The organism is Acidobacteriota bacterium (assembly GCA_016712445.1).
GTDB lineage: Bacteria > Pseudomonadota > Alphaproteobacteria > Caulobacterales > Hyphomonadaceae > Hyphomonas.
Map to the genome: position 1 here is coordinate 1,324,466 of JADJRB010000001.1, position 26,786 is coordinate 1,351,251.

The following is a 26,786-nucleotide window of genomic DNA, read 5'->3' on the forward strand; positions in this document are numbered from 1 at the left end:
CAATGTCGGACTATGTGAAACAGTACGAAGCCAACCGTCAGAAACTGATCGACGGGCACGCCTATAACCCCGACGACGAACGCGACGCCTGCGGTGTCGGTCTGGTCGTGTCGCTGGACGGCAAGCCGAAGCGCGAAATCGTCGCGATGGGCATCGCGGCGCTGAAGAACGTCTGGCACCGCGGCGCCGTGGATGCCGATGGCAAGACGGGCGACGGCGCCGGCATCCGCCTCGACGTGCCGCAGGACTTTTTCCGTGAGCATGTGATCCGCACCGGCCACACACCGACGGATGACCGGATCTGTGTCGGCCAGATATTCCTTCCGCGTACGGATTTCGGCGCGCAGGAAGCTGGCCGCACGCTGGTCGAGCGCGAAGTGCTGCACTTCGGATTCTATATCTATGGCTGGCGCCAGCCGCCGGTGGACGTTTCCGTGATTGGCCAGAAAGCCAAGGACACGCGCCCCGCGATCGAACAAATCATGTTCCGCGATGCGCGCGGGCGCAGCCCTGAAGAGCTCGAGCGGGCGCTCTACATCTGCCGCCGCCGCATCGAGCGGCGCGCACGCGAACAGGCGATCCCTTCGTTCTATGTTTGCTCGCTCAGCCACAAGTCGCTGATCTACAAGGGCATGTTTCTCGCAGCCGACATCGACAACTTCTATCTAGACCTGCGCGACGAACGTTTCGTCTCCGCCTTTGCGATCTACCACCAGCGTTATTCGACCAACACGTTCCCGAAATGGGAGCTGGCCCAGCCCTTCCGGATGATCGCACACAACGGCGAGATCAACACGCTGCGCGGCAACAAGAACTGGATGAAGAGCCACGAGATCCGCATGGTCTCCGAGGCGTATGGTGAACACGTCGACGACATCAAGCCGATCATTCCGGATGGGACGTCTGACTCCGGCGCACTGGACGCGGTGTGGGAACTGCTTTGCAAATCCGGTCGTCCGGCACCGATGGCGAAGGCCATGCTGATTCCGGAAGCCTGGTCGAAGCGGGAGTCGGTCATGCCGACGGCGCACCGCGCACTCTATGACTATTGCAACTCCGTGATGGAGCCGTGGGATGGCCCGGCGGGCATCGCCGCCTATGACGGGCGTTGGGCGGTGGCGGGGCTTGACCGCAACGGCCTGCGGCCGCTGCGCTATGCTCTGACCACGGACGGTATCCTGGCAGTAGGCTCGGAGACCGGCATGTGCCCGCTCGGCAATCACGAGATCGCCAAGCGTGGGTCGATCCCGGCCGGCGGCATGATCGCGGCGGACCTGAAGACGGGCAAGTTCTACGAGCACCGCGAAATTGTAGACTTCCTCGCCGAGCAGGCACCGTACGAGGAGTGGCTGCAGGCAGTGACCGAGCTGGAGCCGGAAATCGGTCCGGGACCGGAACCGGTTCTGTTCAACCGCGAAGAACTGCTGCGCCGCGAGACGGCCGCCGGGTACACGCTTGAGACACTGGAGCTGATTCTTGCACCTATGGCCGAGAGCGCCAAGGAAGCCATCGGCTCGATGGGCGACGACACGGCGCCGGCGGTGCTGTCGTCGGCCTACAGGCCGATGAGCCACTTCTTCCGCCAGAATTTCAGCCAGGTCACGAACCCGCCGATCGATCCCCTGCGCGAGGGCCGGGTGATGAGCCTGCGCACGCGGTTCAAGAACCTCGGGAACGTTCTGGATACGGACAAGTCGCAGCAGGAAGTTTTCGTGCTGGAAAGTCCGGTACTGACCACCGGCATGTACGAGCGCCTGCATGCGCGCCTCGGTCTTGGCACTGAGACGATTGACTGCACCTTCGCTGCTGATGACGTGACGGCCGCTGAAGGGGCGGCGCTGAAGGACGCGCTAGAGCGGATCCGGCGTGAAGCCGAGGAGGCTGTGCGCGCAGGCCGGGAGCACATCATCCTGACTGATGAGAATCAGTCTGCCAGCCGCATCGCTGCGCCGATGATCCTCGCCACCGGCGCCGTGCACTCGCACCTCGTGGCGCAGGGCCTGCGCACCTTCTGTTCGATCACGGTTCGCTCGGCCGAATGTCTCGATACGCACTATTTTGCGGTTCTGGTCGGCGCCGGGGCGACGTGCGTCAACGCTTACCTCGCGCAGGATGCGATTGCCGACCGCCATGCGCGCGGGTTGCTCGGCGACCTTTCGCTCGGCCAGGCAGTCAAGAACTACAAGGACGCCATCGAGGCGGGTCTTCTGAAGATCATCTCCAAGATGGGCATCTCGGTGATCTCGTCCTATCGCGGTGGATACAATTTCGAGGCGCTGGGCCTCTCTCGCGCGCTGGTGGCGGATTATTTCCCCGGCATGTCGAGCCGGATTTCCGGGCTCGGTCTTGCGGGCCTCGAAGAGAACGCGCTGGTGCGCCACCAGAAGGCGTTCGACGAGGATGTGATCTCGCTGCCTGTCGGCGGGTTCTACCGGCTGCGCGCTTCGGACGAACTGCATGCGCTTGACGGCACCCTCATCCATACGCTGCAGGCGGCCTGCGATCGCGGCGACTATTCGATCTATCGCAAGTACGTCGACGCCGTGCATGCGCGCGATCCGATCCAGCTGCGTGACCTGCTCGACTTCAAGTCTGCCGGGGCAGCCATTCCGCTCTCCCAGGTCCAGTCGATCAACGAAATCCGCAAGCGGTTCGTCACCCCCGGCATGTCACTCGGCGCATTGTCACCTGAAGCGCACGGGACGCTGAACGTCGCCATGAACCGGATCGGCGCAAAGTCCGTATCCGGAGAGGGCGGGGAGGACCGCGCGCGCTATCGGCCGCTGCCGAACGGCGACAACATGAACTCGGCGGTCAAGCAGATCGCGTCCGGGCGCTTTGGTGTCACGGCGGAATACCTGAACGAGTGCCGCGAGATCGAGATCAAGGTGGCCCAGGGCGCCAAGCCGGGTGAAGGCGGGCAGCTGCCCGGTTTCAAGGTGACGGAACTGATCGCGAAACTGCGCCACGCGACACCCGGCGTGACGCTGATCTCGCCGCCGCCGCACCACGACATCTATTCGATCGAAGACCTCGCCCAGCTGATCTACGACCTGAAGCAGATCAACCCCGACTGCCGCGTGTGCGTGAAGCTTGTTGCGCAGTCCGGCGTCGGCACTGTGGCGGCCGGGGTGGCGAAGGCGAAGGCAGATGTCATCCTGATTGCGGGCGGGGTCGGCGGCACGGGCGCGAGCCCGCAGACATCGATCAAGTATGCTGGCCTTCCGTGGGAGATCGGCCTGGCCGAGGCCCATCAGGTCCTGTCGCTGAACAACCTGCGCGACAAGATCACCCTGCGCACCGATGGCGGCCTGCGCACGGGCCGGGATATCGTCATCGCGGCGATGCTCGGCGCTGAAGAGTATGGTATCGGCACGGCGTCGCTGGTCGCGATGGGCTGCATCATGGTGCGCCAGTGCCATTCGAACACTTGTCCCGTTGGCGTCTGCACGCAGGACGAAGCGCTCCGTGCGCGGTTCAGCGGTTCGGCCGAAAAGGTGGTCAACCTGATGAGCTTCATTGCCGAAGACGTACGCGAGATCCTCGCCTCGCTCGGCCTGAAGTCGCTCGACGAAGCGATCGGCCGCACTGACCTGTTGAAGCAGGTCAGCCGCGGCGCGGCCTATCTCGACGATCTCGACCTCAACCCGCTCCTGTTGCAGGTCGATACGGACGCGCCCGTAGTCTACAAGCCGAACCGGCGTGAACCCGTGCCCGACACGCTGGACGCGCAAATCCTGCGCGATGCTGAGCCGTTCTTCGAGCGCGGCGAGAAGATGCAGCTGGAATATGGTGTCGAGAATACAACGCGGGCCATCGGCGCGCGGGCAAGCTCGCGCATTACCCGCAAGTTCGGCATGCATTCGCTGCCGGAGGGCCGGCTGCATATCCGGCTCGAAGGTTCGGCCGGCCAGTCGCTTGGCGCATTCAGCGTGCAGGGCTTGCTGCTGGAAGTGCTGGGCGATGCCAACGATTATGTCGGCAAGGGCCTGTCGGGCGCGACCATCGTGGTCACGCCGCGTCCCCGCGACCGACGCTCGGCGGTCGGCGACGCCATCATCGGCAATACCTGCCTCTACGGCGCGACGGCCGGAAAGCTGTTCGCGGCGGGCACGGCCGGCGTGCGCTTCGGCGTGCGCAACTCTGGTGCAAAGGCCGTCGTGGAAGGCTGCGGGGCAAACGGCTGTGAGTACATGACCAACGGCCGGGCCATGATCCTCGGTCCGATCGGCGACAATTTCGGGGCCGGCATGACCGGCGGCGCAGCTTATGTCTGGGATCCGAAGGCGCGTTTCGACCAGGTCGTCAATCCGGACTCGATCGACTGGTATCCGCTCGCGGACATGGCCGACGAACACGTCGGAGAAGCCAAGGCCCTGCTCGAGGAACATGTCCGCCGGACCGGTTCGGTGCGGGGCCGCGAATTGCTCGATGATTGGGAAACGACCCTCAGCCAGATGCTGATGATCGTCCCGAAGGAAGTCGCCGCGATGCTGCTCGCCCGCAAACCCCCGGCACGCAGGAAGCAGGCCGAGCGCGCCTGATCCGCAGGGATCAGGCCGCGGGCGGCTTCTTACGGCGGATGCGCGGCCAGATCAGCCGCAGCCACACCCAGAGCAGGGCACCGATCAGCAGCAGCCAGGGAAGGCCGACTGCGAAGGCCGTGATCACGGCGGCGAGCGCGCTGGTGAGATTGTAGAAGAAGCTCCCGAACGCATCGCCGAGCGGCGAGAGCGCGCCTTGCGAAATCGGGTTGATCTTCGTTTCATAGCTGATCGAGAGCTGGCTCATGTTCACGCGCTGGCGCAGCGCTGCGAGCGAGGATTTCAACGAGTCGATCTCGCCATTGATGCGAGCGAGCTCTCGCTGGGTCTCAAGCAATTCGCCGAGATTGCCGGGGCGATCCTTCAGCAACTGTTCGATGCGCGCCTGAAGAAGGGTTTGCGCATTCAGGCGGGCGTCGGTGTCGATGATCGAAACGGTCAGGTCTTCGGCGGTCGTCTGGCGGCTGGTGATTTCGCCCTTTGCGGCTTCCGCTTCCGCCTCGACACCTGCGAGGAAAGTTTCGATCCACGCGGGCGTCGCGCGCAGGTTCAGCGACGCGGACGCCTGGTCTTCGGAATAGGCGGTCATGTACGAATTGGTGATCACGCAGACTGCCGGACCTGCCTTGTTGCAGGCATCGATATGCGCCTGCATCGTCGGCTCGATGGATTTTACCGGCAGGCGCATGCCGATCGAGTGGGCATAGGCAATGTACTGAACCGCGCCCGCCGGCGCGTCGGGCGCGGACTCTCCGCCGCCCGCGGATTCTTCGTCGGCCAGATAGGCGGCGTCAGCCGACTTCATCATGGCCTCTGGCGCTGGCGGCGCCATCGCCGGGCTCGAGTCGTAACTGCGCTCGGATCCGCACGCGGCCAGCACAAGAAGGGATGCGGCCGCAGCCGCGAATGGAAGCCTGAGATTCATCGATATGTCCTCCCCCGAATGATCCCGCCGGGTCACTCACGCATCATGGCGCAGAAAATGGCAAGAGCGCGCCGGATTCAGGACGCGCCGGGGCCGTTTCAGGGCCGGTAGGTGACACGCCGCTCACCCGCTTGCAGGGCCCTCTGGGCATGATGGGCGAAATCGCCCAGCAGGCTGCGCGTCTCCCGGGGGTCGATGATCTCCTCGGCCAGGAAACTCTCTGCTGTCCGGAAGGGCGAGCGGATGGCTTCGAACTTCCGGTAGAGCTGAGCTTTCAACTCCTCCGGATTTTCGGCCTCCGACAATTCCTTGCGGAAAGCCGCCTCGATGCCCCCGGCCATCGGCAGGGAACCCCAGTCGCCCGAAGGCCAGCAATAGCGCCACTTGGTCTTCGACTGGTTCATCATCGCCGATCCCGCCAAACCGTAGGCCTTGCGGATCACGACTGAACAGACCGGCACATCCGCCTGGTAGACGGCCGTCATGGCGCGCACGCCGGCGCGGGTGACGCCCGCCGTTTCCGCCTTCACGCCCACGGCGAAGCCGGGGCAATCGACGAAGTGGATGACCGGCAGGTGGAAGGTAGAGCAGAGATCCATGTGGCGGCTGACCTTGTCGCACACGTCGGCGGTCCAGGCCCCGTCAAGGAAGAACGGGTCTCCGGCCATGATGCCGACGGCGAAACCATCAATGCGGGCAAGGCCGGTCACGATTCCGCGGCCCCAGTCGTGTCCGATTTCGAAGAAGCTGCCCTTGTCGACCGTCGATTCGATGATGCGGCGCGGCTTGTAGGGTGTGCGGCCATCTTTCGGCACCAGCGACAGCAGACTTTCTTCCCTGCGCTTCGGGTCGTCCGTGGGCGGAGTACGCTCCGGGAGGTGGTGCACTGACGGCGGCAAGTATGACAGGAAGCGCCGGGCTGCTGCAAAAGCATCGGCTTCGCTGTCTACCACATTGTCCACCGTGCCGTTCTGCGCCTGGATCTTCCAGCCGCCGAGTTCTTCCTTGGTGACGTTCTCGCCCAGCGCGATGGCGACCGGCGGGCCGGCCACGAAAACCTGGCTGAGGTCCTTCACCATGATCGAGAAGTGACTGGCGGCTACGCGACCGGCGCCCATACCCGCGCACGGGCCGAGCGCCAGCGAGACGAACGGCACCTGCGACAGGCCGGTGACGATCTCGTTCCAGCCCGGTGTTTCGGGAATATAGGTGCGCGGATCCTTTTCCAGCGACTTCACCGAACCGCCGCCGCCCGTGCCGTCGATCATCTGCACCAGTGGCATCCGGTATTCGGTCGCCATCTTGATCATCTGGACCATCTTCTGCCAGATCGAGGCGTCCGAGGCGCCGCCGCGCACGGTGAAGTCATCGGCGAGAATCACGACCGGCTTGCCGTCCAGCCGGGCTCGTCCGGTGACGGAGGTGGAGGGCGTGAACGCCGCCAGTTCGTCGTCGGCCCCGTAGGTCGCCTTGCCGGCGATCTTGCCGATCTCATGGAAACTTCCCGGGTCGGCGAGGAAGGCCACGCGTTCCCGCACGGTCAACTTGCCCCGCCCGCGCTGGCGTTCCACCGGCTCATCGCCGCCCATGTGCTCCGCCAGGCGTTCCCGCCGGCGCAATTCTTCGATCGACTTTTCCCAGCTCATGCCGACAGGTGATCAACTTGCCGTTCCGCACGTCAAGGGAATCTTCTTGCTCCGTCCGTTCCGGTTTGCTTTATCCGCTGCCAGACCCAATTCCCAAGGAGGAACCCCGGATGGATCTCGCAGAACTCACCGCGCGCGCCTCGGCAGCTATGGCTGGCGGCAGCGATTTCAAGAAAAAGGTCAAGTTTGACTTCGGCAGCGTCGGCAAGCTCCTGATCGACGGCGTAAACAACACCGCCAGCAATTCCGACGATCCGGCCGATGCGACCATTTCGGTGAACTGGGACGACTTCGCAAAGATCGCTTCGGGCGCCATGGACCCGACGATGGCCTTCATGCAGGGCAAACTGAAAGTCGCCGGCGACATGTCGGTGGCCATGCAGCTGCAGAGCCTGATGAAGAAGCTCGCCGGCTGAGGCCTGCCCTGAAGGGATTGACCTAGAAGGCCGCCCGGCGACAGCGTGGGCGGCCTTTGTTTATTCGGGACAGGACGCATGGCGGATACCCAGGAACGGCAGTCGACCTTCGTGAACCTGAAGGACAACCCGGCCCCGGACGGTGCTGAGGTCATCTGGTTCAAGGGCAGCGCCGGCCGCGAGCTGCGGGCCTGCGCCGCGCCCGCCCTGTCTCCCAGCAAGCCGCGCGGCACGGTCATCGTCTGCCCGGGGCGTACCGAGTTCATCGAGAAGTATTTCGAGGTCGGGCGCGAATTGCAGAAGATGGGCTTTGCCGTCCTGATTCTCGACTGGCCGGGGCAGGGCCTGTCCGAACGCCTGCTCGACGACAGCAAGAAGGGTCACATCGACCGCTTCGAGACGTTCATGGGCGCGCTGGCCCGCGGGCTTGAGGAATTGCAGGACCGCCTGCCGCGCCCGCACGTCTGCCTTGCCCACTCGATGGGCGGCGCGATCGCCCTCGCCGCGATCGCGCAGGATCTGGTCAAGGTCGACGCCGCCGCGTTTTCGGCCCCGATGTGGGGCATCAAGTCGAAATTCTTCGGCATGAGCTATCTTGTCTGGGCCATGCGGGCGACCGGTAGGTCGGGCGACTATGCCGTCCAGCCGGGCCCGCCCGAGCGGTTCGAAAGCAACATCGTCACCCACGACAAGCGCCGCTGGGAATTGCAGCGCCGGCTGATCGATGCGGCGCCGGACCTTGAAGTCGGCCCCGTCACCTGGGGTTGGCTGGGCGCATCGCTCGACATTCTCGCCACCTTCACAAAGCCGAAGGCGCTCTCAAGGGTAACGATCCCCGTCTTCGTCGCATCCGCCGCCGAGGAAAAGCTCGTCGACAATACATCGCATACGGACATCTGCCGCCGCCTGAAGGATTGTGACCACACCACGATTGAAGGCGCGATGCATGAGATCCTCATGGAGACCGACGACCGGCGGGCAGAGTTCTGGAGCGGCTTCCAGAAGCTGTTGAAGCGCGCCGGAATCTGACCTTCAGACTGACGAGAACAAGATCACCGGGAGAATGTAGCATGGCCGTCATTTCACTGTCTCGCATCGTGGCGCACTGGGCAGGCGTGCAGCCGGCACGCACCGTGCTCCACCATGAAGGGGCGGAGCTGACCTGGGCGGAGCTGGAGGCGCGCACCAACCGGCTCGCGCGCGCCTACCAGGCGCTGGGCGTCAAGCAGGACGACTTCGTCACGATTGCCCTGCCCAACGGGATCGAATTCTTTGAAGCCTGCCTCGCCACCTGGAAAGCCGGCGCGACGCCCCAGCCTGTGTCTTCTCGCTTGCCGAAACTGGAGCGCGACCAGATCATCGAGGTGGGCGCCCCAAGCCTGGTCGTCGGCGTCGAGGCCGGTGAGTATGCGCCGATAGCCTGCCTGCCTACCGGCTTCGAACCGGATGCGGCTTTGCCCAACACACCCCTGCCGGAAATGACCTCCATCAGCTACAAGGCGATGACATCCGGCGGCTCCACCGGGCGGCCGAAACTGATTGTTTCAAAGTCGCCGGCCGCGACCGACCCCGACGTGCCGCTGCTGGAAATCCCGCAGCAGGGCTGCATGCTGATCCCCGGCCCGCTCTATCACAACGGCCCGTTCCTCTGGGCGATGACGGCCCTGTTCAAGGGCTGCAAGGTGGTCGTGACGACGCGCTTCGACGCGGAGGAAACGCTGCGCCTGATCGAGGCCCACAAGGTGGACGTCGTCTACACGGTGCCGACCATGATGCGGCGCATCTGGGCGCTGCCGGACGACGTGCGCGCGCGCTACGATCTCTCCAGCCTGAAGGCGCTCTGGCACCTTGCGGCGCCGTGTCCCGCCTGGCTGAAGGAATGCTTCATCGACTGGCTCGGCGCCGAAGTGATCTGGGAACTCTATGGCGGCACCGAAGGACAGGGGTCCACAACCATTCAGGGTACGGAATGGCTGAAGCACAAGGGCTCGGTCGGCAAGCCGGTCGAGACCTGCGAGATGAAAGTGGTCAACGAGGCGGGTGAAACGCTGAAGCCCGGAGAAGTCGGGGAAGTGTTCATCCGTCCACATACAGGTGCTGGCAGCACCTATCACTATATCGGCGCCGAGGCCAAGGCGATCGAAGGCGGCTGGGAAAGCCTCGGCGACATGGGCTGGATGGACGCCGATGGCTACCTCTACCTGACCGACCGGTTGTCGGACATGATTCTCGTCGGCGGCGCCAACATCTATCCGGCCGAAGTCGAAGCCGCGATCGATGCCTTCCCCGGCGTGCGTTCTTCCGCCGTCATCGGATTGCCGGACGAAGACATGGGCGCGCGCCTGCACGCGGTGATCGACCGGCCGGAGGGCCCCGCCGATCCGAAAGCTATGGAGGCCCACCTCGCGGAGCGGCTTGTGCGTTACAAGGTGCCGAAGAGTTTCGAATATGTCGGCGAGCCGGTCCGCGATGACGCCGGCAAGGTCCGCCGCAAGGCGCTTCGGGAAGCCCGTCTCGCAAGCTCTTGACTTCCCCTACGGCGCGGCCCGTCCCGTGCCGAAAACCCGGGAGGACCGAACCATGAAAGTAGCAGCCGTCAAGAAACCCGGCGGGCTCGACAAGCTCGTCATTGAAACGCGCCCAGACCCGAAGCCGAAGGCCGGCGAAGTGCTGGTGCGCGTGCGGGCAAGCTCGCTCAACTATCACGACTTCATCGTCGCCCTCGGCGGCATCCCGACGCCGGACGGTCGCATCCCGATGTCGGACGGCGCGGGCGAAGTGGTCGCCGTCGGCGAAGGCGTCACCAAATGGAAGGTCGGCGACAAGGTCATCTCGCTGTTCTTCCCGGGCTGGCAGTCCGGCCAGATCGAAGCAGCAGGCTTTGCCAGTGTGCCGGGCGACGGCGCGGACGGGTTCGGCGCGGAACTGGTTGCGGCGCCCGAGACATCCTTCACGCGCATGCCGGCTGGCTGGACATTCGATGAAGCGGCGACGTTGCCGTGCGCCGCGCTTACCGCCTGGCGCGGCATGTTCGTCGAGACGAAGACCAAGCCGGGCGACTGGGTGCTGGTGCAGGGCACTGGCGGCGTCTCGATCTTCGGGCTCCAGTTCGCCAAGGCGGCAGGCGCGCGCGTCATCGCCACTTCTTCGTCGGAGGCCAAGCTCGAAAAACTGAAGGCGCTCGGCGCCGACCACGTGATCAACTACAAGGAAACGCCGGACTGGGGCCGCAAGGCGTTTGAACTGACCGGCGGACGCGGCGTCGACGAAGTGGTCGAGATCGGCGGGCCGGGCACCATGGCGCAGTCGATCAATGCCTGCCGTCCTGGCGGTCACATCTCGCTGATCGGCGTGCTGACCGGCGTCTCCGGCGAAGTGCCGACCGCCGCGCTGTTCTCACGCAACGTCACCGTCTCGGGCATCACGGTTGGCTCGCGCCGCCATCAGGAAGACATGGTCGACGCGCTCGATGCCAGCACCATCCGGCCGGTCATCGACAGCCGCTATCCGCTTGACCAGATCGCAGCCGCTTTCGCCCATCAGGCCAGCCAGCAGCACTTCGGCAAGATCGTCCTGACGATCTGAGGCAGCCGACGGCCCGCGCCCGGCCTATTCGGCCGGCGCGCTGGCGGCCGCTTTCGCCGACAGCGGAATCTCGCTGTCGCCGGTCGCCGTGTCGGGATCGCCGTTCGCCCGGTGGATGGCGATCACCACGCCGGAGAGCGCCAGGATCGCGATCAGGTTGGGCACGGCCATCGTGGCGTTGGCAATGTCGCCGAACATCCAGACGAGATTCACCTGCGCGATCGCGCCGATGAAGATGACAACGCACCAGACATACCGGAATGGTTTGGTGGCCCATTCCCCGATCAGGAACGTCACCGCCTGTTCGGCGTAGTAGGACCAGCCGATGATGGTCGTGAAGGCGAACAGTGTCAGGCAGAGCGTCACGATCCAGCCGCCGACCGGACCGGGCAGGGCGTCCGTGAAGGCGCGGTTGGTGAGCGTGGCGGGGTTGGAACCTTCCGCCAGCCAGAGGTGCGAAGTCGTCTCACCGAGACCTGCGGCGACCATGTCTGCGTTCGCCAGGAATTGCGGCGCCGTGGCGAAGGTGCCTTCCGCCGTGATGATCACAAGCGCTGTCATCGTGCAGATCACGAGCGTGTCGACGAAAACGCCGATCATCGCAATCTCGCCCTGACGGGCCGGGTTCCTCATCTGGGAGGCTGCGTGCGCGATTGGCGCCGAGCCCTGGCCCGCTTCGTTCGAGAAGAGACCGCGGGCGACGCCGAACCGGATGGCTGACAATACGGCATATCCGGCGAGGCCGCCGGCCGCCTGCTGGAGACCGAAGGCCGAGGCGAAGATCATGCCGAACGCGTGCGGCAGCTCCTGCACGTTGAGGCCAAGCACGACGAGGCACATGGCGACGTAGAGGATCGCCATCGCCGGAACGAGCTTCTCGGCGACGCTACCGATCGACTTGATGCCGCCCACGATGATGACGAAGACCAGCGCAGCGACGACCATTCCGATCGCCCAGGTGGGCAGGTTGATATTGAAGGGCTGCAGCTCGGCCATGATGTTCTGGGTCATGCCGTTGGCCTGGATCATCCCGCCGGTGGCCGTGGCCGAGATGATCGTGCCGATGCAGAAGAGGACGGCCAGCCACTTCCAGTTCTTACCGAGGCCGTTGGTGATGTAATACATCGGGCCGCCGTTTAGCCGACCATACTCGTCGCGTTCACGGTATTTGAGGGCCAGAGAGCTTTCCGCGAAGGCCAGCGCCATGCCCAGCACAGCGGTCACCCACATCCAGAACACGGCGCCCGGCCCGCCAAGGGTGATGGCGGTTGCAACGCCAACGATATTGCCGGTGCCGACCTGTCCGGACAGCGCGGTCGTCAACGCCTGGAACGGGGTGATGGCGCTCGGGTCGCCATTGCCCTTCCGGCCCGCCCAGACCTCGCCGATGGCCGGGCCCAGCCGGAGGATCGGCCGGAAGCCGATGCGGATCATGAAGAAGATGCCGGTGCCCAGAAGCAGCACGACCAGCGGCGCGACCGGCAACAGCTGCGCACCGTTCCATTCGCCGCCCCATAGGAAACCGCTGACATTGACAACATGCGCCTCAAGCGACGTGATGAATTCCTGGAACATTGTGAGGGGCCTCCCCGCCGCCGAAAGTGTCAATTTGGGGGCACCCTAACCGGCTTTGCCGGGCTGTGAAGGCGTTGATTGCCGCGAGGCGAGCGGATTGAGGAAGGTTCTTTCAGACTGCCCTCATTTGAGGCATAAGCCGCTCGATGACTGCTGCCCCCGACGCCAAGCCCCTGAAGGGCCTGTTTATCAGGACCCATGGCTGCCAGATGAACGTGTATGATTCCGAGCGCATCCGCGATGTGCTGAAGCCTCTCGGCTATGCGCCGGTGGAGGCTCCGGAAGGCGCGGACCTCGTGGTCATCAACACCTGCCATATCCGCGAAAAAGCGACCGAGAAGGTTTATTCCGAGCTTGGACGCCTGAAGCGGCTGAAGGAGGCCTCCGGCGGGCGCATGACCATCGCCGTGGCAGGCTGCGTCGCGCAGGCCGAAGGCGCTGAAATCATCCGGCGCCAGCCGGCCGTCGATCTCGTGCTCGGCCCGCAGGCCTACCACAAGCTGCCCGAAATGATCGCCCGTGCAAGCCGCGCCGTGGGTGACCGGCTGGAGACCGAGTTCGATACGGTTGAGAAGTTCGATGCTCTGCCGAAAACACGCGAACCCGATGGTCCCACGGCTTTTGTCTCCGTGCAGGAAGGTTGCGACAAGTTCTGCACCTTCTGCGTCGTGCCCTATACACGCGGCGCCGAAATCTCGCGCAATGTCGATGACATTGTCGCGGAAGTCCGCGATCTCGCGGCGAAGGGCGTGCGCGAAATCACCCTGCTCGGCCAGAACGTCAACGCCTTCCACGGCGCCGCGCCGCGCCTTGAGGGCGGCGATGACTGGAACCTCGGCCGGCTCGTGCGCCATCTGGCGAAGATTGGCGGCATCGAGCGTATCCGCTACACGACCAGCCATCCGCGCGACATGGACGCCGACCTGATCGCCGCCCACGGCGATACCTCCGCGATGATGCCGTTCCTGCACCTGCCGGTGCAGTCGGGATCCGACCGTGTGCTGAAGGCCATGAACCGGGGCCATTCCGCTGCTGAGTACCGCGACATCATAGCGGCTGTCCGCGAGGCGTGCCCCGGCATCGCCATCGCGTCGGATTTCATCGTAGGCTTTCCGGGTGAAAGCGACGCCGATTTCGAAGCCACAATGCAGCTGGTGCGAGATATCGGCTACGCGATCGCCTACTCATTCAAGTATTCGCAGCGCCCCGGTACGCCGGCCGCCGGCATGGCGCTGCAAGTGCCGGAAGAGGTCAAGGACGCCCGCCTGCAGGCCCTGCAGTCGCTGCTGCGCGACCAGCAGACGGCATTCAACCAGTCCCAGATCGGCCGCACGTTGCCCGTGCTGGTCACAGGCAAAGGGCGCAATCCCGGCCAGATGCATGGCCGCTCGCCCTATCTCCAGGCGGTCCATTTCGACGGCAACGACACGCTGATGAATGCGTTGGTCGACGTGAAGATCGTTTCGGGAAGCCTGAATTCACTGACCGGTGAACTGGTGCGTGCGCGCGAGCCCGCTCAGTGAGCGCCAAGCGTCCTCCTTCCGCCAAACAGGACAATACCGCGACCAGCCGTGTCTATCCGGTTGCGCAGGCCGAGCGCTTGCGGGATCTGTGCGGGCCGCATCATCGCAACCTCGCCTTGCTCGAAACCCGGCTGAAGCCCTTCGGCCTGCGCGCCGAAAGCCAGGGGGGAGGCATCAAGCTCGACGGCGCCGAGGAAGGCGTCTCGATTGCTGAAGCGGCGCTTGCGGAATTCGAACGCCGGCTGAAGAACGGCGCCGAGCCGACAGAGATGGAACTCGACGGCGCCCTCGCCGCCGCGCAATCGCCTTCGCAGTCCTTTGCCGGGCTGAAAGGCCTGAAGAAGCCCGTCACCGCCATGACGCGCGGCCAGGCGCGATATATCGACCTGCTGTCGAACGCAGAGAACGCCCTTATTTTTGGCGTCGGGCCCGCCGGCACCGGCAAGACTTACCTTGCGGTCGCAACCGGCGTCGCGGAACTGCAAGCCGGCCTGCGCCAGCGCCTGATCGTGACGCGGCCAGCGGTGGAGGCCGGCGAGAAGCTCGGCTTCCTGCCGGGCACGCTGGAAGAAAAGGTCGATCCCTACATGCTGCCGATCTGGGACTCACTGCGCGAGCTGATGGGCCAGGAGCAGATGGAGCGCCGCATGCAGCGCGGCGAGATCGAAGTGGCTCCGATCGCGTTCATGCGCGGCCGTACATTGAAGAATGCCTTCGTGATCGTCGACGAAGCCCAGAACACCACCATTGCCCAGATGAAGATGGTCCTGACGCGGCTCGGCCGGGACAGCCGCATGGTTGTGACGGGCGATCCGGACCAGGTCGACCTTCCTGGTAGCCAGGGCTCGGGGCTCAAGCATGCCCTGAAAATCCTCGGCGATGTCGAGGGGATTGCCGTGCACCGGTTGACCGCAGCCGATGTCGTGCGACACGGTCTCGTCAGCCGCATCATCGACGCCTATGCGGCGGCAGGCGAAAGCTGAGCAAGCACATGATTGATGTCGCATTGATCGTGGAAGGGGAGGAGTGGTCCGCCCTCGGGGATCTCGGCGCATTGAGTCGCAGGGCTTTTGCGGCCGCCGCCGCCGAAGAGGCGGCCGAGGGCCTCGTGTCCCTGCTGCTGACCGACGACGCCGAACTGCAGCAGTTGAACCGGGACTTCCGGAGCAAGGACAAGCCGACGGACGTCCTGTCATTTCCGGCGACCGAGATGGACCGGCCCTTGCTCGGCGACATCGCGGTGGCGCACGGCGTGGCCGCGCGGGATGCGTCCGCGCAGGGCAAGGCTATGGCCGATCACCTTACGCACCTGCTGATCCACGGTTACCTGCACCTGCTCGGCCATGACCATGAGACGCCGGCCGAAGCCGCAATCATGGAAGACAAGGAGATACGGGCACTGGCATCGCTTGGTATCGCCAATCCCTACCTTTTGAGCGACACAGTCCCCGATGAGTGATTCTGACCCCTCCGATACGGCGCCCGCTGGCCGGATCCGCGGGCTTTTCGGCGTCCGCCGCAAGCCCGCTCCGGCCCCTGCCGCAGAAGTGGCTGATCCGGCGGGCGAAGGCGCGCCGCAAGTCATGCGCCTGCGTGTCGCCGAGTTCGAACAGCTGCGCGTCTATGACGTCATGGTGCCGCGAGCCGAGATCAAGGCCGTCGAAGCCGGCACCGAGCTGCCGGAGCTCCTGAAATTCTTTGCGGAAGTGACCCATTCGCGCCTGCCGGTTTTCCGCGAAACGCTCGATGACCCGATCGGGTTTGTCCACATCAAGGATGTCGTCACCGAACTGGCGAAGGATACGCCGCCGCCGAAACGCCCGCTCGAACGCCTGCACCGCGAAGTCCTCTATGTGCCGCCGTCGATGAAGCTGACGGATCTGCTGGTGAAGATGCAGGCGACGCGGATCCACCTTGCCCTTGTGGTCGACGAGTATGGCGGCACGGATGGCCTGCTCACGCTCGAAGACCTCGTTGAGGTGATCGTGGGTGACATCGAGGACGAGCACGACGACGACGAGCCGATGTTCCTGCGCCGCAGCGCGCGCGTCTGGGAAGCCGACGCGCGGATGGAAGTCGACGAATTCGCAGAAGAGTCCGGCGTGGATCTGGGCCTTGCCGACAGCGATGCCGAGATCGACACGCTGGGCGGCATTGCCGTGGCGCTCGCCGGCAAGGTGCCGCTGCGCGGCGAGATCCTGCGCCACCCCAGCGGCGCCGAACTGGAAATCATGGAAGCCGATACGCGCCGGATCCGGCGCCTCAAGCTTCGCCTTCCCGAATTGCCCGCTTCGCCGTCTCCCGAGGAGTAGAGTTGCATGTCCACTGAGGTTCGCAGCCACGGCTTCACGGCCCTGGGGCCGCTGCACGAGTCCCTTGCGCGCCTGACCGGCTGGACAGCGGCTGGTGCCGCAGCGCTGTTTGGCGCGCTGGCGGCGTTCGCCTTTGCACCGTTCCATTTCAGTGTCGTTTTGGCGGTGTCGTTCACGGCGCTGGTCTGGATGATCGACGGCGCGCGTGCGCACAAGCGCTGGGGCCGCCAGGTCGCGCTGCGCGGTTGGGCCTTCGGATCGGGATTCTTTCTCGTCAGCATGCACTGGACCGCGCTGCCGTTCCTCGTGAACCCTGAGGAAAGCCTGATCTTCATCTGGCTGCCGCTGATCGTGCTGCCCGCCGGCATGGGCCTGATCTGGGGCGCCTGCGCGGCCATGGCCGGGGCCTTCTGGTCGGCTTCGCCGTCGCGCATCTTCATCTTCGCGCTCTTTTTTGCGCTCGCCGAATGGATACGTGGTCACCTGTTCGGCGGCTTTCCCTGGAACCTGCCCGGCACGACCTGGGTGCCCGGCGGCGCCTTTTCTCAGGCGGCTTCGCTGGGCGGGGTTTACTGGCTGACGCTGCTCACGGTGTTTGTCATGTCCGCGCCGGCCGCCCTTGTCGATACGCGCGACATGCGCGGGCTTGGCCTGCGTCTCGCGCCGTCTTTCGCGGCCGTCCTGCTGCTCGCCTTCGGATGGGCCTGGGGCGCAGAGCGGATTGCAGCCCCGTCGCCGCTGACCGACCAGAATGTGGTGATCATGGACGCCGGCGTTCCGCAAGCCGACTGGGACCGGATGGAGCCGGGCGTCGTGCTCGACGAATACATCCGCATGCTGACCTATCCCGACAGCCGGCCCGGCGACATCGTGTTATGGCCGGAGGGTGCCGTTCCCGGATTCCTGCTACAGGAATCCGCGTCGCTGGACGCGGTCTCGTACTATATCGGCGAGCGCACGCTGATCGTTGGCGCGACGCGCTACGAATGGTTCTCGGAAGACACTCCGGTCTACTACAATAGCCTGGCAGTGCTCGATGCGGAGGCCAACAAGACCGGCCCGATCTCGCTCTACGACAAGCATCGGCTGGTGCCGTTCGGCGAGCTCGCCGCCGTGGACTTCATCCCGTTCGGCCGTCAGCTTGCGGCATTCCTGCCGCCCACCACGCAGCGCCTCGCCGCTTCGGGCTTTCGCCCGGGCGCAGGCCCGACCGCGATCGATACCGGCACGATGCCGCCGTTCGTGGCGCTGATCTGCTACGAGGGTCTTTTCCCTGAAATCACCCGCAAGGCGAACGAGACCGACCGGGCGCAATGGATCGTCCTCGTGTCGAACGATGCCTGGTTCGGCGGCGGCATGGGCCCGGCCCAGCACTACGCGCAGAACCGCTACCGTTCGATCGAAACCGGTCTGCCGCTCGTGCGTTCCGCAAACAGGGGCGTATCCGGCATCGTTGACGGCTATGGCCGCGAAACGATGCGTACCGGCCCGGCCGAAACCGCGCCGGAAGGGTGGGCCTCGACCTATGGCCGTGACCGCATCCCGGAACCGGCCCCCGTTACCGTGTTCCAGACGCGGCTTGGTGCTGGGCTCTTCTGGTTCAGTCTCTGCCTCTTTGCAGCGCTGGCCTTCATCAGCTGGAGGCGTTAAGCCCATTCACAGGGCCCAGACGTCGCACGAGGATCGGGTTGAACAATGACCGACAGCAAACTTCCGAGCGGGATTGACCGCGTCGTCGGCCAGCGCATCCGTTGGCGGCGGCGCGAACTCAAACTGACGCAGGAACGCCTCGGTGAATTGCTCGAGCTCACATTCCAGCAAGTCCAGAAATACGAGAAGGGTGTGAACCGTGTCTCGGCTGGCCGGCTGTACGAGATCGCCGGCGTGCTGGGCGTGCCAATCAGCTATTTCTTCGAAGGCGCCGAGGAGTTTCTCGAAGCCGAACATGCCGAGTTCGCCGAGGACGAGGACGAGCCGCATGCGCCGGTGATGACGCCGGAAACGCTGGAGCTGATTTCCGCCTTCCAGAAGATCGAAGACATGTCGCTGCGCAAGTCGCTGCTGAACACGGTGCGCGCCGCCGCGACCGCCTTCGACACCCGCTCCAGCCAGGACTGAGCGGCAGGCCATGGCTTCCGGTGAGCGCGACGCGTTGAGGGATCGCCCGATCCGCACGTTCGGCCGCACAGGCGGGCGCGCGTTGTCGCCCCGCCAGCAGACGCTGATCGACACCCGACTTTCGCACTGGCGCATTCCCGAGCCGTTAGTGCCGGGCACCGATCCGCGCGGCCTGTTCGCTGCGGCGCGAAACGTCTGGCTGGAAATCGGCTTTGGCGGCGGCGAGCACATGGTCGCGCAGGCGAAGGCGCACCTGGAGACGGGCATCATAGGCTGCGAGCCGTTCGTCGAAGGTGTCGCCAAGGCGATTGCGGGTATCGAGGACAATGCACTCGCCAATATCCGTCTCTGGCCGGATGATGCGCGAAAGCTGGTCGATGCGCTGCCGGACGCCTCGATCGGTCGCGTGTTCATCCTCTTCCCGGACCCCTGGCCGAAGCGCCGGCAGCAGAAACGCCGGCTTGTCCAGCCGGATCTCGTGGCGGCCCTGCACCGGATTTTGGCGCCCGGCGGGCAAGTCCGGTTCGCCACAGATGTCGCGAGCTATGCGGATGAAGCGCTCCTCACGTTCCTCGCGCATGGCGGTTTCGACTGGCTGGCGGCGCGGGCGGATGACTGGCGCCGTCCGCCGGCGGACCATGTCACGACCCGCTACGAGACCAAGAAACTCGGCGATTGTGACCCGGTCTGGTACGACTTCCTCCGCATCTGAGCCTGTGGATAATCTTGACATTTCGGGCAATTCATGCGCTTTTGGCGGCCATCGAAACCGGTCGGTCTGAATATCAAGACCCCGTCAGACCGACGGCAATGACTTTCCCTCCCCCGTTTTCGATGGGCACCAGCCTGTCGCAATCCCGCGGCTGCTGCGGCCCGGTAACGGTAAAGGAAGGCCAGTATGGCAACCGGAAAAGTTAAGTGGTTCAACGACCAAAAGGGCTTCGGCTTCATCAAGCCGGACGAGGGTGGTGCGGACGTTTTCGTACACATCTCGGCTGTTGAGCGCTCGGGCCTGCGTACGCTGGCCGAGAACCAGGCCATCTCGTATGAACTGCACAAGGACGAACGCCGCGGCAAGACCTCGGCTGTGGACCTGAAAGTCCTCTAAGTCTCGGGCCCCCGAGGGGTCAGGAAGCGGCGGCCGGTTCTCCTGGCCGCCGCTTTTGTTTGACCAAAGGAGAGTTGACCGCCCATGCATGGATCAACATAAGGTTGACACCGATTGTTGAGGAAATCCATGCGGCGAACCTTGGTCAGCTTGTTCATCGGACTGAGCGCCGTCTGCTCAGCGATGGCGCAGGTGCCGTCAGGAGACCTTCAAGCTCTGGAAGCCGCCAAGGCATCGGGGAGTCGTCAGCAAGTGATAACGGCCGCACGGCAACTTGCGGCGTCCGCAATGGCGCATCCCGAAGATCCTGAAGCAGGTCGTATCGCGTACTCTGCTGGCTGGCTGCTTTGTATCAATTTCAGCTGCAGGGATGCGATAAAGCCGGGCAAATTTGCTGCAACGCGCAGCGATGCGCCGATTGACGCAGTCGTGCTAGCGCCCTTTGCCGAGTACCGAGTCAAGGTCTCCAAGAAGTCAAAGCGTGCGCTTGCCGAGGCCCTGAGCTTGGTAGAGGCGAGCGAGCCAACGGATCTGACACTTTCTGCATTCCGTGAGTTGTATAGCCAAAGCCAGCTGGTTCGAGATTCCAAGGCAACCGCAGAATGGGCGAGTCGCGCCCATCTTCACTTCGGCAGAGGCGGCGAGCCGTACGCTGAGTATTATTATGAATCTTTGTTTGTGCAGATCTCAGCTGAGTACGAGATACGGCCCCGCTCCAGTCAGATTGAAACTGTTGTGCGCGCTTCGGGCGAGCTGGCGCGCCGTCTGCTGGATTCGCCGGATTCTCATACTGACTGGGTGGAGCGCAGTTATTGGGAAGCGACAGGCTGGGCAGAATTGATTCGGGCGCGCCTCGAGAGCGAAGGGCGCGATTATCTCTCAAGAGCAGACGCAGAAGCGATGCTGAAACTTGAATACACTGGGGATCGGCCTCTGCCTCCGCGGACCGTCACGAAGGGTTTGCGGGTTTGCGACGGGCACCTCATTGCTGCGGATTTTGACAAGGAGCCCATCCTTCCGGGTGGATACGCGTCTTTTGGTGCATTCGTGATCAAATTCTCGTTGCGAAACGGCGAGGTGATCAATCCGGAAATCATCGCAGCCTTGCCCCGTTCGGGCCTCACTCCAGAGCAAGCCGAGAGCCGGATAGCAAGATGGAGGTTTGAGCCGCAGGAGGACCCCGCAACGGCGAACTGCGCTCTCGACGCCGAAACGGGGGTCCTGACTCTAATCGTCCGCACGCTACGTGGCGGCTGAGGCCCTCGACACAATCCCCCTCGACAGAAGGCACGTTCGGGACTATTTAGCCGCCAAGTCGAAATATATCGGCGGCGGGTCCGGAAACGGGTCCGCCGTTTTTCTTTATCCGGGACCCGCCCGCCCTCGCATGATCGCTCTGACCGAACAGGAACGCCGCCTGCTGGACATCATCCGCCCCGTCGCGGATGGCCTGCACATGGAGATCGTCCGCGTGCGGGTGACCGGCGGGCGCCGGCCTCACCTGCAGGTGATGGCGGAGCGGGCAGGGGGCGCGCCGACCGATGTCGAGGATTGCGCGCGCCTGAGCCGGGCGATGGGGCCCGTGCTCGAAGAGGCAGACCCGATCTCGGAAGCCTATATCCTCGAAGTGTCCACGCCGGGCATCGACCGGCCGCTGACCCGCCCCGGCGACTTCGGCCGCTGGATCGGCCATGCCGCCCGGGTCGAACTGGCGCGCCCGATTGACGGCCGGCGCCGCTTCACCGGCACCATCGTGTCGGAAGGCGACGACGGGGTACATATCGAACTCGACGACGAGACCGAACTGGTCGCCGCCGTCCACGAGATGAGCCGGGCGAGCCTTGTGCTGACCGACGAACTGATCGAGGCCGCGCGTGCCAGTGGCAACCTGCCGCCGCAGCCGGATGAAGATGACGACCTCGCCGATTTCGAGATCGACGAGACAGAAGACGACACAGACGAAGAAGAGACAGGAGATCTCCAATGACCACCGTAGGCGTGTCCGCCAACCGGCTTGAAATCCTGCAGATCGCCAAGGCGGTCGCGGAAGAGAAATCGATCGACCAGCGCATCGTGATCGAAGCGATGCAGGAAGCCATCGAGAAAGCTGCCAAGGCGAAGTATGGCCAGGAGCACGACATCCGCGCCAAGATCGATCCCGCGACCGGCGAACAGACGCTGTGGCGCGTGCAGACGGTCGTCGCCGACGAAGCGTTTGAAGACGAAGCCAAGCAGCTGCGCCTTGCCGAGGCGAAGAAGATCGACGCGTCGCTCGAAGTCGGCAGCGAACTGAAGGAAGAGCTACCGCCGTTCGATTTCGGCCGTGTTGCCGCCCAGACCGCCAAGCAGGTCATCACGCAGAAGGTGCGCGATGCCGAGCGCGAGCGTCAGTACAATGAATACAAGGACCGCGTCGGCGAAGTCATCAACGGCATCGTCAAGCGCGTCGAATACGGCCACGTCATCGTCGACCTTGGCCGAGCCGAAGGCATCATCCGCCGCAACGACGGCATCCCGCGCGAGAACTTCCAGCCGAACGACCGCGTCCGCGCTTACCTCTACAAGGTCAGCCGCGAGCTGAAAGGCCCGCAGATCTTCCTGTCGCGCGCCGCGCCGGACTTCATGCGCAAGCTGTTCGCCCAGGAAGTGCCGGAAGTCTACGAAGGCGTCATCCAGATCAAGGCCTGTGCCCGCGATCCGGGTTCGCGCGCCAAGATCGGCGTGATCTCGAACGACTCCTCCATTGATCCCGTCGGCGCCTGCGTCGGTATGCGCGGTGCGCGCGTTCAGGCAGTTGTCGGCGAGCTTTCGGGCGAGAAGATCGACATCATCCCGTGGAATTATGACGCCGCCACGTTCATCGTGAACGCGCTGCAGCCGGCAGAAGTCTCGAAAGTGGTGCTCGACGAAGACGAGCGCCGCGTCGAAGTCGTCGTGGCCGACGACCAGTTCCCGCTGGCCATCGGCCGCCGCGGCCAGAACGTGCGCCTCGCTTCGCAGCTGACCGGTTGGCAGATCGACCTGATCACCGAGTCGGCCGACTCCGAGCGCTACCAGAAGGAATTCCAGGAGCGTACCGACCTCTTCATGAAAGCTCTGGATGCGGACGAAACGCTCGCCCAGCTCCTTGCCTCTGAAGGCTTCGAGTCGGTCGAGGAGATCGCCTTTGTCGCGCCGGAAGACTTCATCACCATCGAAGGCTTCGACAAGGACGTCGCCGAGGAACTGCAGGAACGCGCCCGCGACTATCTTGAACAGCTCGCCGCCGAGAACGATGCGAAGCGCCGCGAACTCGGCGTCGAGGACGAGGTCATGGATCTCGAAGGCATGACGCCGTCCTTCGCCGTGAAGCTTGGCGAGCAGGGCGTGAAGACGGTGGAAGACGTTGCCGGCCTCGTCCCGGACGACATCACCGGCTACCGCGAGCCTGGCCCCGATGGCAAACCGGTCTGGGTCGAGGGCATCCTGAAGAAGGGCGAAATGCGCAAGGACGACGCGCAGATGTTCATCATGAAGGCGCGCGTCATCGCGGGCTGGATCGAACAGGAAGCCGTAGACGCGCTGATCGCGCAGCAAGGCGGCGAAGAAGCGCCGGAACTCACCGAGGAAGAGCGCGCGCTGCTCGCCCTCGGCGAACTCGGCAATTCTGACGACGACGACGAAGATGCGCTCGCCGAGGAACTCGGCATCGACATTTCAGACCTGCAGACGGAGGGCGGCGATGAAGAAGCCGTACCCGAGCAGTGATCCCGGCCTGATCCCGGAAAATGAGGACGGCGACGACGGCGATGCTTCGGCATCGCCTGAGCGCCAGTGTGCGGTGACCCGCGAGCGCCTCCCGCGCGAGGCGATGCTGCGCTTTGTTCTGTCGCCGGACAATGTGGTCACGCCGGATATCGCCGCCCGCCTTCCGGGCCGCGGCGTCTGGGTGTCGTCGGAACGCCGGCATGTCGACACAGCCGCCGCGAAAGGCGCATTCGCACGCGGGTTCAAGTCCGCCGTGACTGTGCCGGACGGCTTGTCGGATCTCACCGAGCGGCTGCTTGTGAAGCGGTGCGTCGAGCTGCTGGGTCTTGCCCGTAAGGCAGGGCAGGCAATCCAGGGACATGACCAGGTGCGCGATGCGCTCCGCAGTGCCGAGCCCGCTTTCCTGCTGGAAGCTTCTGACGGTGCAGAGGATGGCCGCAAGAAGGTGTATTTTCTGGCGAAAGCCATATATAGCGACGTGAAAGTGGCCGGCGCGCTGAGTGCGCAGGAATTGGGCATGGCTTTCGGGCGTGACCGTGTGATACACGGCCTCGTCCGCAGGGGCGCCATCGCGAAGAACTGGGAAACCGCCTACCGGCGTCTCACCGGCTTTCGCCTGGCCCCTGAACTCGACTGGTTCCCAGGACCGGACCGATAACGGAATCTGCCGGGCTGCATGGGCGGCCGGGCTCAGAATGTGATATGTAGGACGAATGAGCGACAAAGACGATCAAGACAATTCCGGTGGCCGCAAACCGCTGACCGTCGTGCGGAAAACCTCCGGCACGGTGAAGCAGAGTTTCAGCCACGGCCGCTCCAAGCAGGTGGTCGTTGAAACCAAGAAACGCCGTCCGGTCACGGTAGGCGGCGCCCCCGGCACGCCTCAGGCGCCGGATCCGGCTGCTGACGCTGCCGCGTCGATGGAAGCCAAGCTGGTCGCCCTCGCGGCGAAGCTCGGCATTACCGTCAACGAGCTGAAAGCGCGCCAGAAGGTTCTTGACCAGCGCAAGTCCGAAGAGTCCGCCCGCGCCAAGGACCTCGAGAAGGAAAAGGCCTCGCAGGACCGTCTGCGCACCGAACAGGAGCGCAAGGTCCAGGAAGCCCGCGAGCGCGAAGAGGCCGAAGCCCGCCGCAAGGCCGAAGAGGAAGCCCGCAAGGCAGCCGAAGCAGCCGCGCTCGCCGCGCCGCCTGAGCGCGCCGGTGAACGCCCCGCCAAGTCCCGTCCGCGCGCAGACGGCGCTGCCCCGGCAGCTGCAGTTCCTGCAGACGACGAGGCCGGACGCGTCAAACGCGGCGGCAAGGTGGTCAAGGATGACCGCGGCGCCGGTGACCGCGCGCGCGAAGCCGCGGCCCGCAGCCGCGATGCCGGTGCGCGCCGCCAGGGCAAGCTGACCATCGCTTCGGCTCTCGGGGATGACGCTGACCGCCAGCGCTCGCTCGCCTCGGTGCGCCGCGCCCGCGAACGCGAACGCGAACGCAAGATGGGCGGCGCAGACAGCCGCGACAAGGTTTCGATGGAAGTCACGCTTCCGGAAGCCATCACGCTGCAGGACCTCGCCGGGCGCATGAACGAGCGCGTCGCAGACGTTGTGAAGTTCATGTTCAAGCAAGGCGAAATGCTGCGCGGCAACGACATCGTCGATGCTGACACCGCCGAGCTGATCGCCGCCGAATTCGGCCACACCGTGAAGCGCGTTTCGGAAGCCGACGTCGAGATCGGTCTCGAAGGCGTTGCCGACGATGACACCGACCTTCAGCCCCGCCCGCCGATCGTCACGATCATGGGCCACGTCGACCACGGCAAGACCTCGCTGCTGGACGCGCTGCGCAAGACCGACGTCGTCTCCGGCGAGGCCGGCGGCATCACCCAGCATATCGGTGCTTACCAGGTGCAGCTGAAGTCGGGCGAGCGGATCACCTTCCTCGACACGCCCGGCCACGCGGCGTTCACCGCCATGCGCGCGCGCGGCGCCAATGCGACGGACATTGCGGTCCTCGTGGTCGCCGCCAATGATTCGGTGATGCCGCAGACAGTCGAATCCATCAATCACGCGAAGGCGGCCGGCGTTCCGATCATCGTCGCCGTGACCAAGACCGACCTTTATGATGCGAACCCGGACAAGGTCCTGACCGACCTTCTCCAGCACGACATCCAGGTCGAATCGATGGGCGGCGTGACGATGGCGGTGAAAGTCTCGGCGAAGACCGGTGAAGGGCTCGACGAACTCACCGACGCGATTTCGCTGCAGGCCGAAGTGCTCGAACTGAAAGCCAACCCGAACCGCGAAGCGGATGGTGTGGTGATCGAATCCAAGCTCGACAAGGGCCGTGGCCCGGTGGCCACCGTGCTGATCAAGCGCGGCACGCTGAAGCGCGGCGACATCGTTGTGGCCGGCGCCCAGTGGGGCAAGGTGCGCGCGCTCGTCGACGAGCGCGGCCAGCAGCTGTCCGATGCCGGCCCGTCGCTTCCGGTGGAAGTGCTCGGTCTCGACGGCGCGCCCGATCCGGGCGACGCGATGGTGGTCGTCGACAGCGAGTCGCGTGCCCGTGAGATCACGGAATACCGTGTGCGGAGCAAGCGCCAGATTGCCGGCAATGCCAACGTCGCGGCCCGCGCTTCGCTGGATCAGCTGATGAGCCGTCTCAAGGACGGCGCCATCGAAACCAGCGAAATGCCGGTGGTGCTGAAAGCCGACGTGCAAGGATCGGTGGAAGCCATCTCGATGTCGCTCGACCGGGTCTCCACCGAGGAAGTCCGCGCCCGCGTCATTCACGGCGCTGTCGGCGGAATCTCCGAGTCGGATGTCATGCTGGCCCGGTCCTCCAACGCGCCGATCTTTGCGTTCAACGTCCGCGCCAACAAGCAGGCGCGCGACCTTGCCGAACGCGAAGGTGTCGAGATCCGCTACTACTCGGTCATCTACGACCTGATCGAGGACGTGAAGTCGACCCTGTCGGGCATGCTCGCACCGGAGAAACGCGAAACCTTCCTCGGTTACGCGGACATCCTCGAAGTGTTCAACATCACCAAGGTCGGCAAGGTTGCCGGTTGCCGTATCTCCGAGGGCAAGGTCCTTCGCGGCTGCGGCGTGCGTCTGCTGCGCGACAACGTGGTTATCCACGAAGGCCGCCTGAAGACGTTGAAACGCTTCAAGGACGAAGTGTCCGAGGTCAATGCAGGCATGGAGTGCGGCATGGCGTTCGAGCGCTATGACGACATCCGCGTCGGCGACAAGATCGAGTGCTTCCAGGTAGAGGAAATCGCAAGGACGCTCGCTTAGTCTCTC

21 protein-coding genes are annotated in these 26,786 nt (G+C 64.5%); 18 read left to right on the plus strand and 3 right to left on the minus strand.

The window, feature by feature from the left end; translation table 11 throughout:
* Window positions 1-2 precede the first annotated feature (2 nt).
* Window positions 3-4,544: a glutamate synthase large subunit gene (gltB, locus tag IPK75_06910; GenBank protein MBK8198084.1), complete on the plus strand. Its 4,542-nt coding sequence runs from the start codon at window positions 3-5 to the stop codon at window positions 4,542-4,544.
* Window positions 4,545-4,554: 10 nt separating this feature from the next.
* Here the strand turns inward: gltB and IPK75_06915 are convergent, their stop codons facing one another.
* Window positions 4,555-5,469 (minus strand): DUF4349 domain-containing protein, encoded by a 915-nt coding sequence (locus IPK75_06915; protein MBK8198085.1) that lies wholly within the window; start codon window positions 5,467-5,469, stop codon window positions 4,555-4,557.
* Between the two features lie 98 nt (window positions 5,470-5,567).
* Entirely contained in the window at window positions 5,568-7,115 is a 1,548-nt protein-coding gene (locus IPK75_06920; GenBank protein ID MBK8198086.1) for a methylmalonyl-CoA carboxyltransferase, read from the minus strand.
* 110 nt (window positions 7,116-7,225) lie between these two features.
* Between IPK75_06920 and IPK75_06925 the strand changes: the two genes are divergently transcribed.
* From IPK75_06925 to IPK75_06940, 4 genes are all read left to right on the plus strand, one after another.
* Entirely contained in the window at window positions 7,226-7,531 is a 306-nt protein-coding gene (locus IPK75_06925; GenBank protein MBK8198087.1) for an SCP2 sterol-binding domain-containing protein, read from the plus strand.
* Window positions 7,532-7,609: 78 nt separating this feature from the next.
* Window positions 7,610-8,560: an alpha/beta hydrolase gene (locus IPK75_06930; protein MBK8198088.1), complete on the plus strand. Its 951-nt coding sequence runs from the start codon at window positions 7,610-7,612 to the stop codon at window positions 8,558-8,560.
* Between the two features lie 41 nt (window positions 8,561-8,601).
* Window positions 8,602-10,059, plus strand: a complete 1,458-nt coding sequence (locus IPK75_06935) for an AMP-binding protein (GenBank protein MBK8198089.1) — start codon at window positions 8,602-8,604, stop codon at window positions 10,057-10,059.
* A gap of 52 nt (window positions 10,060-10,111) precedes the next feature.
* Window positions 10,112-11,116, plus strand: a complete 1,005-nt coding sequence (locus tag IPK75_06940) for an NAD(P)-dependent alcohol dehydrogenase (protein ID MBK8198090.1) — start codon at window positions 10,112-10,114, stop codon at window positions 11,114-11,116.
* Between the two features lie 24 nt (window positions 11,117-11,140).
* Here IPK75_06940 and IPK75_06945 read toward each other — a convergent pair whose 3' ends face one another.
* A complete protein-coding gene (locus tag IPK75_06945; protein ID MBK8198091.1) occupies window positions 11,141-12,691 on the minus strand; it encodes an alanine:cation symporter family protein in 1,551 nt (516 codons plus the stop codon).
* A gap of 146 nt (window positions 12,692-12,837) precedes the next feature.
* Between IPK75_06945 and miaB the strand changes: the two genes are divergently transcribed.
* The 13 genes from miaB (at window position 12,838) to infB (ending at window position 26,780) form a co-directional block, all read left to right on the plus strand.
* Entirely contained in the window at window positions 12,838-14,214 is a 1,377-nt protein-coding gene (miaB, locus tag IPK75_06950; GenBank protein ID MBK8198092.1) for a tRNA (N6-isopentenyl adenosine(37)-C2)-methylthiotransferase MiaB, read from the plus strand.
* The gene (locus IPK75_06955; protein MBK8198093.1) at window positions 14,211-15,197 is read left to right on the plus strand and encodes a PhoH family protein; all 987 of its coding nucleotides are present in this window, start codon (window positions 14,211-14,213) and stop codon (window positions 15,195-15,197) included. The genes miaB and IPK75_06955 overlap by 4 nt, the downstream gene beginning before the upstream one ends.
* Before the next feature lie 8 nt (window positions 15,198-15,205).
* Window positions 15,206-15,673: an rRNA maturation RNase YbeY gene (ybeY, locus tag IPK75_06960; protein MBK8198094.1), complete on the plus strand. Its 468-nt coding sequence runs from the start codon at window positions 15,206-15,208 to the stop codon at window positions 15,671-15,673.
* Window positions 15,666-16,526: a CBS domain-containing protein gene (locus IPK75_06965; GenBank protein MBK8198095.1), complete on the plus strand. Its 861-nt coding sequence runs from the start codon at window positions 15,666-15,668 to the stop codon at window positions 16,524-16,526. The genes ybeY and IPK75_06965 overlap by 8 nt, the downstream gene beginning before the upstream one ends.
* A 6-nt stretch (window positions 16,527-16,532) precedes the next feature.
* Window positions 16,533-18,176, plus strand: a complete 1,644-nt coding sequence (gene lnt, locus IPK75_06970) for an apolipoprotein N-acyltransferase (protein MBK8198096.1) — start codon at window positions 16,533-16,535, stop codon at window positions 18,174-18,176.
* Between the two features lie 45 nt (window positions 18,177-18,221).
* A complete protein-coding gene (locus IPK75_06975; GenBank protein MBK8198097.1) occupies window positions 18,222-18,644 on the plus strand; it encodes a helix-turn-helix domain-containing protein in 423 nt (140 codons plus the stop codon).
* A 10-nt stretch (window positions 18,645-18,654) separates the two neighbouring features.
* Window positions 18,655-19,356: a tRNA (guanosine(46)-N7)-methyltransferase TrmB gene (gene trmB / locus IPK75_06980; GenBank protein ID MBK8198098.1), complete on the plus strand. Its 702-nt coding sequence runs from the start codon at window positions 18,655-18,657 to the stop codon at window positions 19,354-19,356.
* Window positions 19,357-19,542: 186 nt separating this feature from the next.
* Window positions 19,543-19,752: a cold-shock protein gene (locus IPK75_06985; GenBank protein MBK8198099.1), complete on the plus strand. Its 210-nt coding sequence runs from the start codon at window positions 19,543-19,545 to the stop codon at window positions 19,750-19,752.
* Window positions 19,753-19,881: 129 nt separating this feature from the next.
* Window positions 19,882-21,009, plus strand: coding sequence for a hypothetical protein (locus IPK75_06990; GenBank protein MBK8198100.1), 1,128 nt, complete (start codon window positions 19,882-19,884; stop codon window positions 21,007-21,009).
* A gap of 130 nt (window positions 21,010-21,139) precedes the next feature.
* A complete protein-coding gene (gene rimP, locus IPK75_06995; GenBank protein MBK8198101.1) occupies window positions 21,140-21,739 on the plus strand; it encodes a ribosome maturation factor RimP in 600 nt (199 codons plus the stop codon).
* Entirely contained in the window at window positions 21,736-23,499 is a 1,764-nt protein-coding gene (nusA, locus tag IPK75_07000; protein ID MBK8198102.1) for a transcription termination/antitermination protein NusA, read from the plus strand. The genes rimP and nusA overlap by 4 nt, the downstream gene beginning before the upstream one ends.
* Window positions 23,474-24,157, plus strand: coding sequence for an RNA-binding protein (locus tag IPK75_07005; protein ID MBK8198103.1), 684 nt, complete (start codon window positions 23,474-23,476; stop codon window positions 24,155-24,157). The genes nusA and IPK75_07005 overlap by 26 nt, the downstream gene beginning before the upstream one ends.
* Window positions 24,158-24,212: 55 nt before the next feature.
* The gene (gene infB / locus IPK75_07010) at window positions 24,213-26,780 is read left to right on the plus strand and encodes a translation initiation factor IF-2 (protein ID MBK8198104.1); all 2,568 of its coding nucleotides are present in this window, start codon (window positions 24,213-24,215) and stop codon (window positions 26,778-26,780) included.
* Window positions 26,781-26,786 lie beyond the last annotated feature (6 nt).

Excerpts from the sequence above, each read along its gene's own strand:
- IPK75_06975 (MBK8198097.1), top strand. The coding sequence starts at position 18,222 with ATGACCGACAGCAAACTTCCGAGCGGGATTGACCGCGTCGTCGGCCAG.
- IPK75_06915 (MBK8198085.1), bottom strand. The coding sequence starts at position 5,469 with ATGAATCTCAGGCTTCCATTCGCGGCTGCGGCCGCATCCCTTCTTGTG.
- ybeY (MBK8198094.1), top strand. The coding sequence starts at position 15,206 with ATGATTGATGTCGCATTGATCGTGGAAGGGGAGGAGTGGTCCGCCCTC.
- nusA (MBK8198102.1), top strand. The coding sequence starts at position 21,736 with ATGACCACCGTAGGCGTGTCCGCCAACCGGCTTGAAATCCTGCAGATC.
- IPK75_06985 (MBK8198099.1), top strand. The coding sequence starts at position 19,543 with ATGGCAACCGGAAAAGTTAAGTGGTTCAACGACCAAAAGGGCTTCGGC.
- IPK75_06940 (MBK8198090.1), top strand. The coding sequence starts at position 10,112 with ATGAAAGTAGCAGCCGTCAAGAAACCCGGCGGGCTCGACAAGCTCGTC.
- trmB (MBK8198098.1), top strand. The coding sequence starts at position 18,655 with ATGGCTTCCGGTGAGCGCGACGCGTTGAGGGATCGCCCGATCCGCACG.
- IPK75_06965 (MBK8198095.1), top strand. The coding sequence starts at position 15,666 with ATGAGTGATTCTGACCCCTCCGATACGGCGCCCGCTGGCCGGATCCGC.
- infB (MBK8198104.1), top strand. The coding sequence starts at position 24,213 with ATGAGCGACAAAGACGATCAAGACAATTCCGGTGGCCGCAAACCGCTG.
- IPK75_07005 (MBK8198103.1), top strand. The coding sequence starts at position 23,474 with ATGAAGAAGCCGTACCCGAGCAGTGATCCCGGCCTGATCCCGGAAAAT.
- lnt (MBK8198096.1), top strand. The coding sequence starts at position 16,533 with ATGTCCACTGAGGTTCGCAGCCACGGCTTCACGGCCCTGGGGCCGCTG.
- IPK75_06920 (MBK8198086.1), bottom strand. The coding sequence starts at position 7,115 with ATGAGCTGGGAAAAGTCGATCGAAGAATTGCGCCGGCGGGAACGCCTG.
- rimP (MBK8198101.1), top strand. The coding sequence starts at position 21,140 with ATGATCGCTCTGACCGAACAGGAACGCCGCCTGCTGGACATCATCCGC.
- IPK75_06935 (MBK8198089.1), top strand. The coding sequence starts at position 8,602 with ATGGCCGTCATTTCACTGTCTCGCATCGTGGCGCACTGGGCAGGCGTG.
- IPK75_06990 (MBK8198100.1), top strand. The coding sequence starts at position 19,882 with ATGCGGCGAACCTTGGTCAGCTTGTTCATCGGACTGAGCGCCGTCTGC.
- IPK75_06930 (MBK8198088.1), top strand. The coding sequence starts at position 7,610 with ATGGCGGATACCCAGGAACGGCAGTCGACCTTCGTGAACCTGAAGGAC.
- IPK75_06945 (MBK8198091.1), bottom strand. The coding sequence starts at position 12,691 with ATGTTCCAGGAATTCATCACGTCGCTTGAGGCGCATGTTGTCAATGTC.
- IPK75_06925 (MBK8198087.1), top strand. The coding sequence starts at position 7,226 with ATGGATCTCGCAGAACTCACCGCGCGCGCCTCGGCAGCTATGGCTGGC.
- gltB (MBK8198084.1), top strand. The coding sequence starts at position 3 with ATGTCGGACTATGTGAAACAGTACGAAGCCAACCGTCAGAAACTGATC.
- miaB (MBK8198092.1), top strand. The coding sequence starts at position 12,838 with ATGACTGCTGCCCCCGACGCCAAGCCCCTGAAGGGCCTGTTTATCAGG.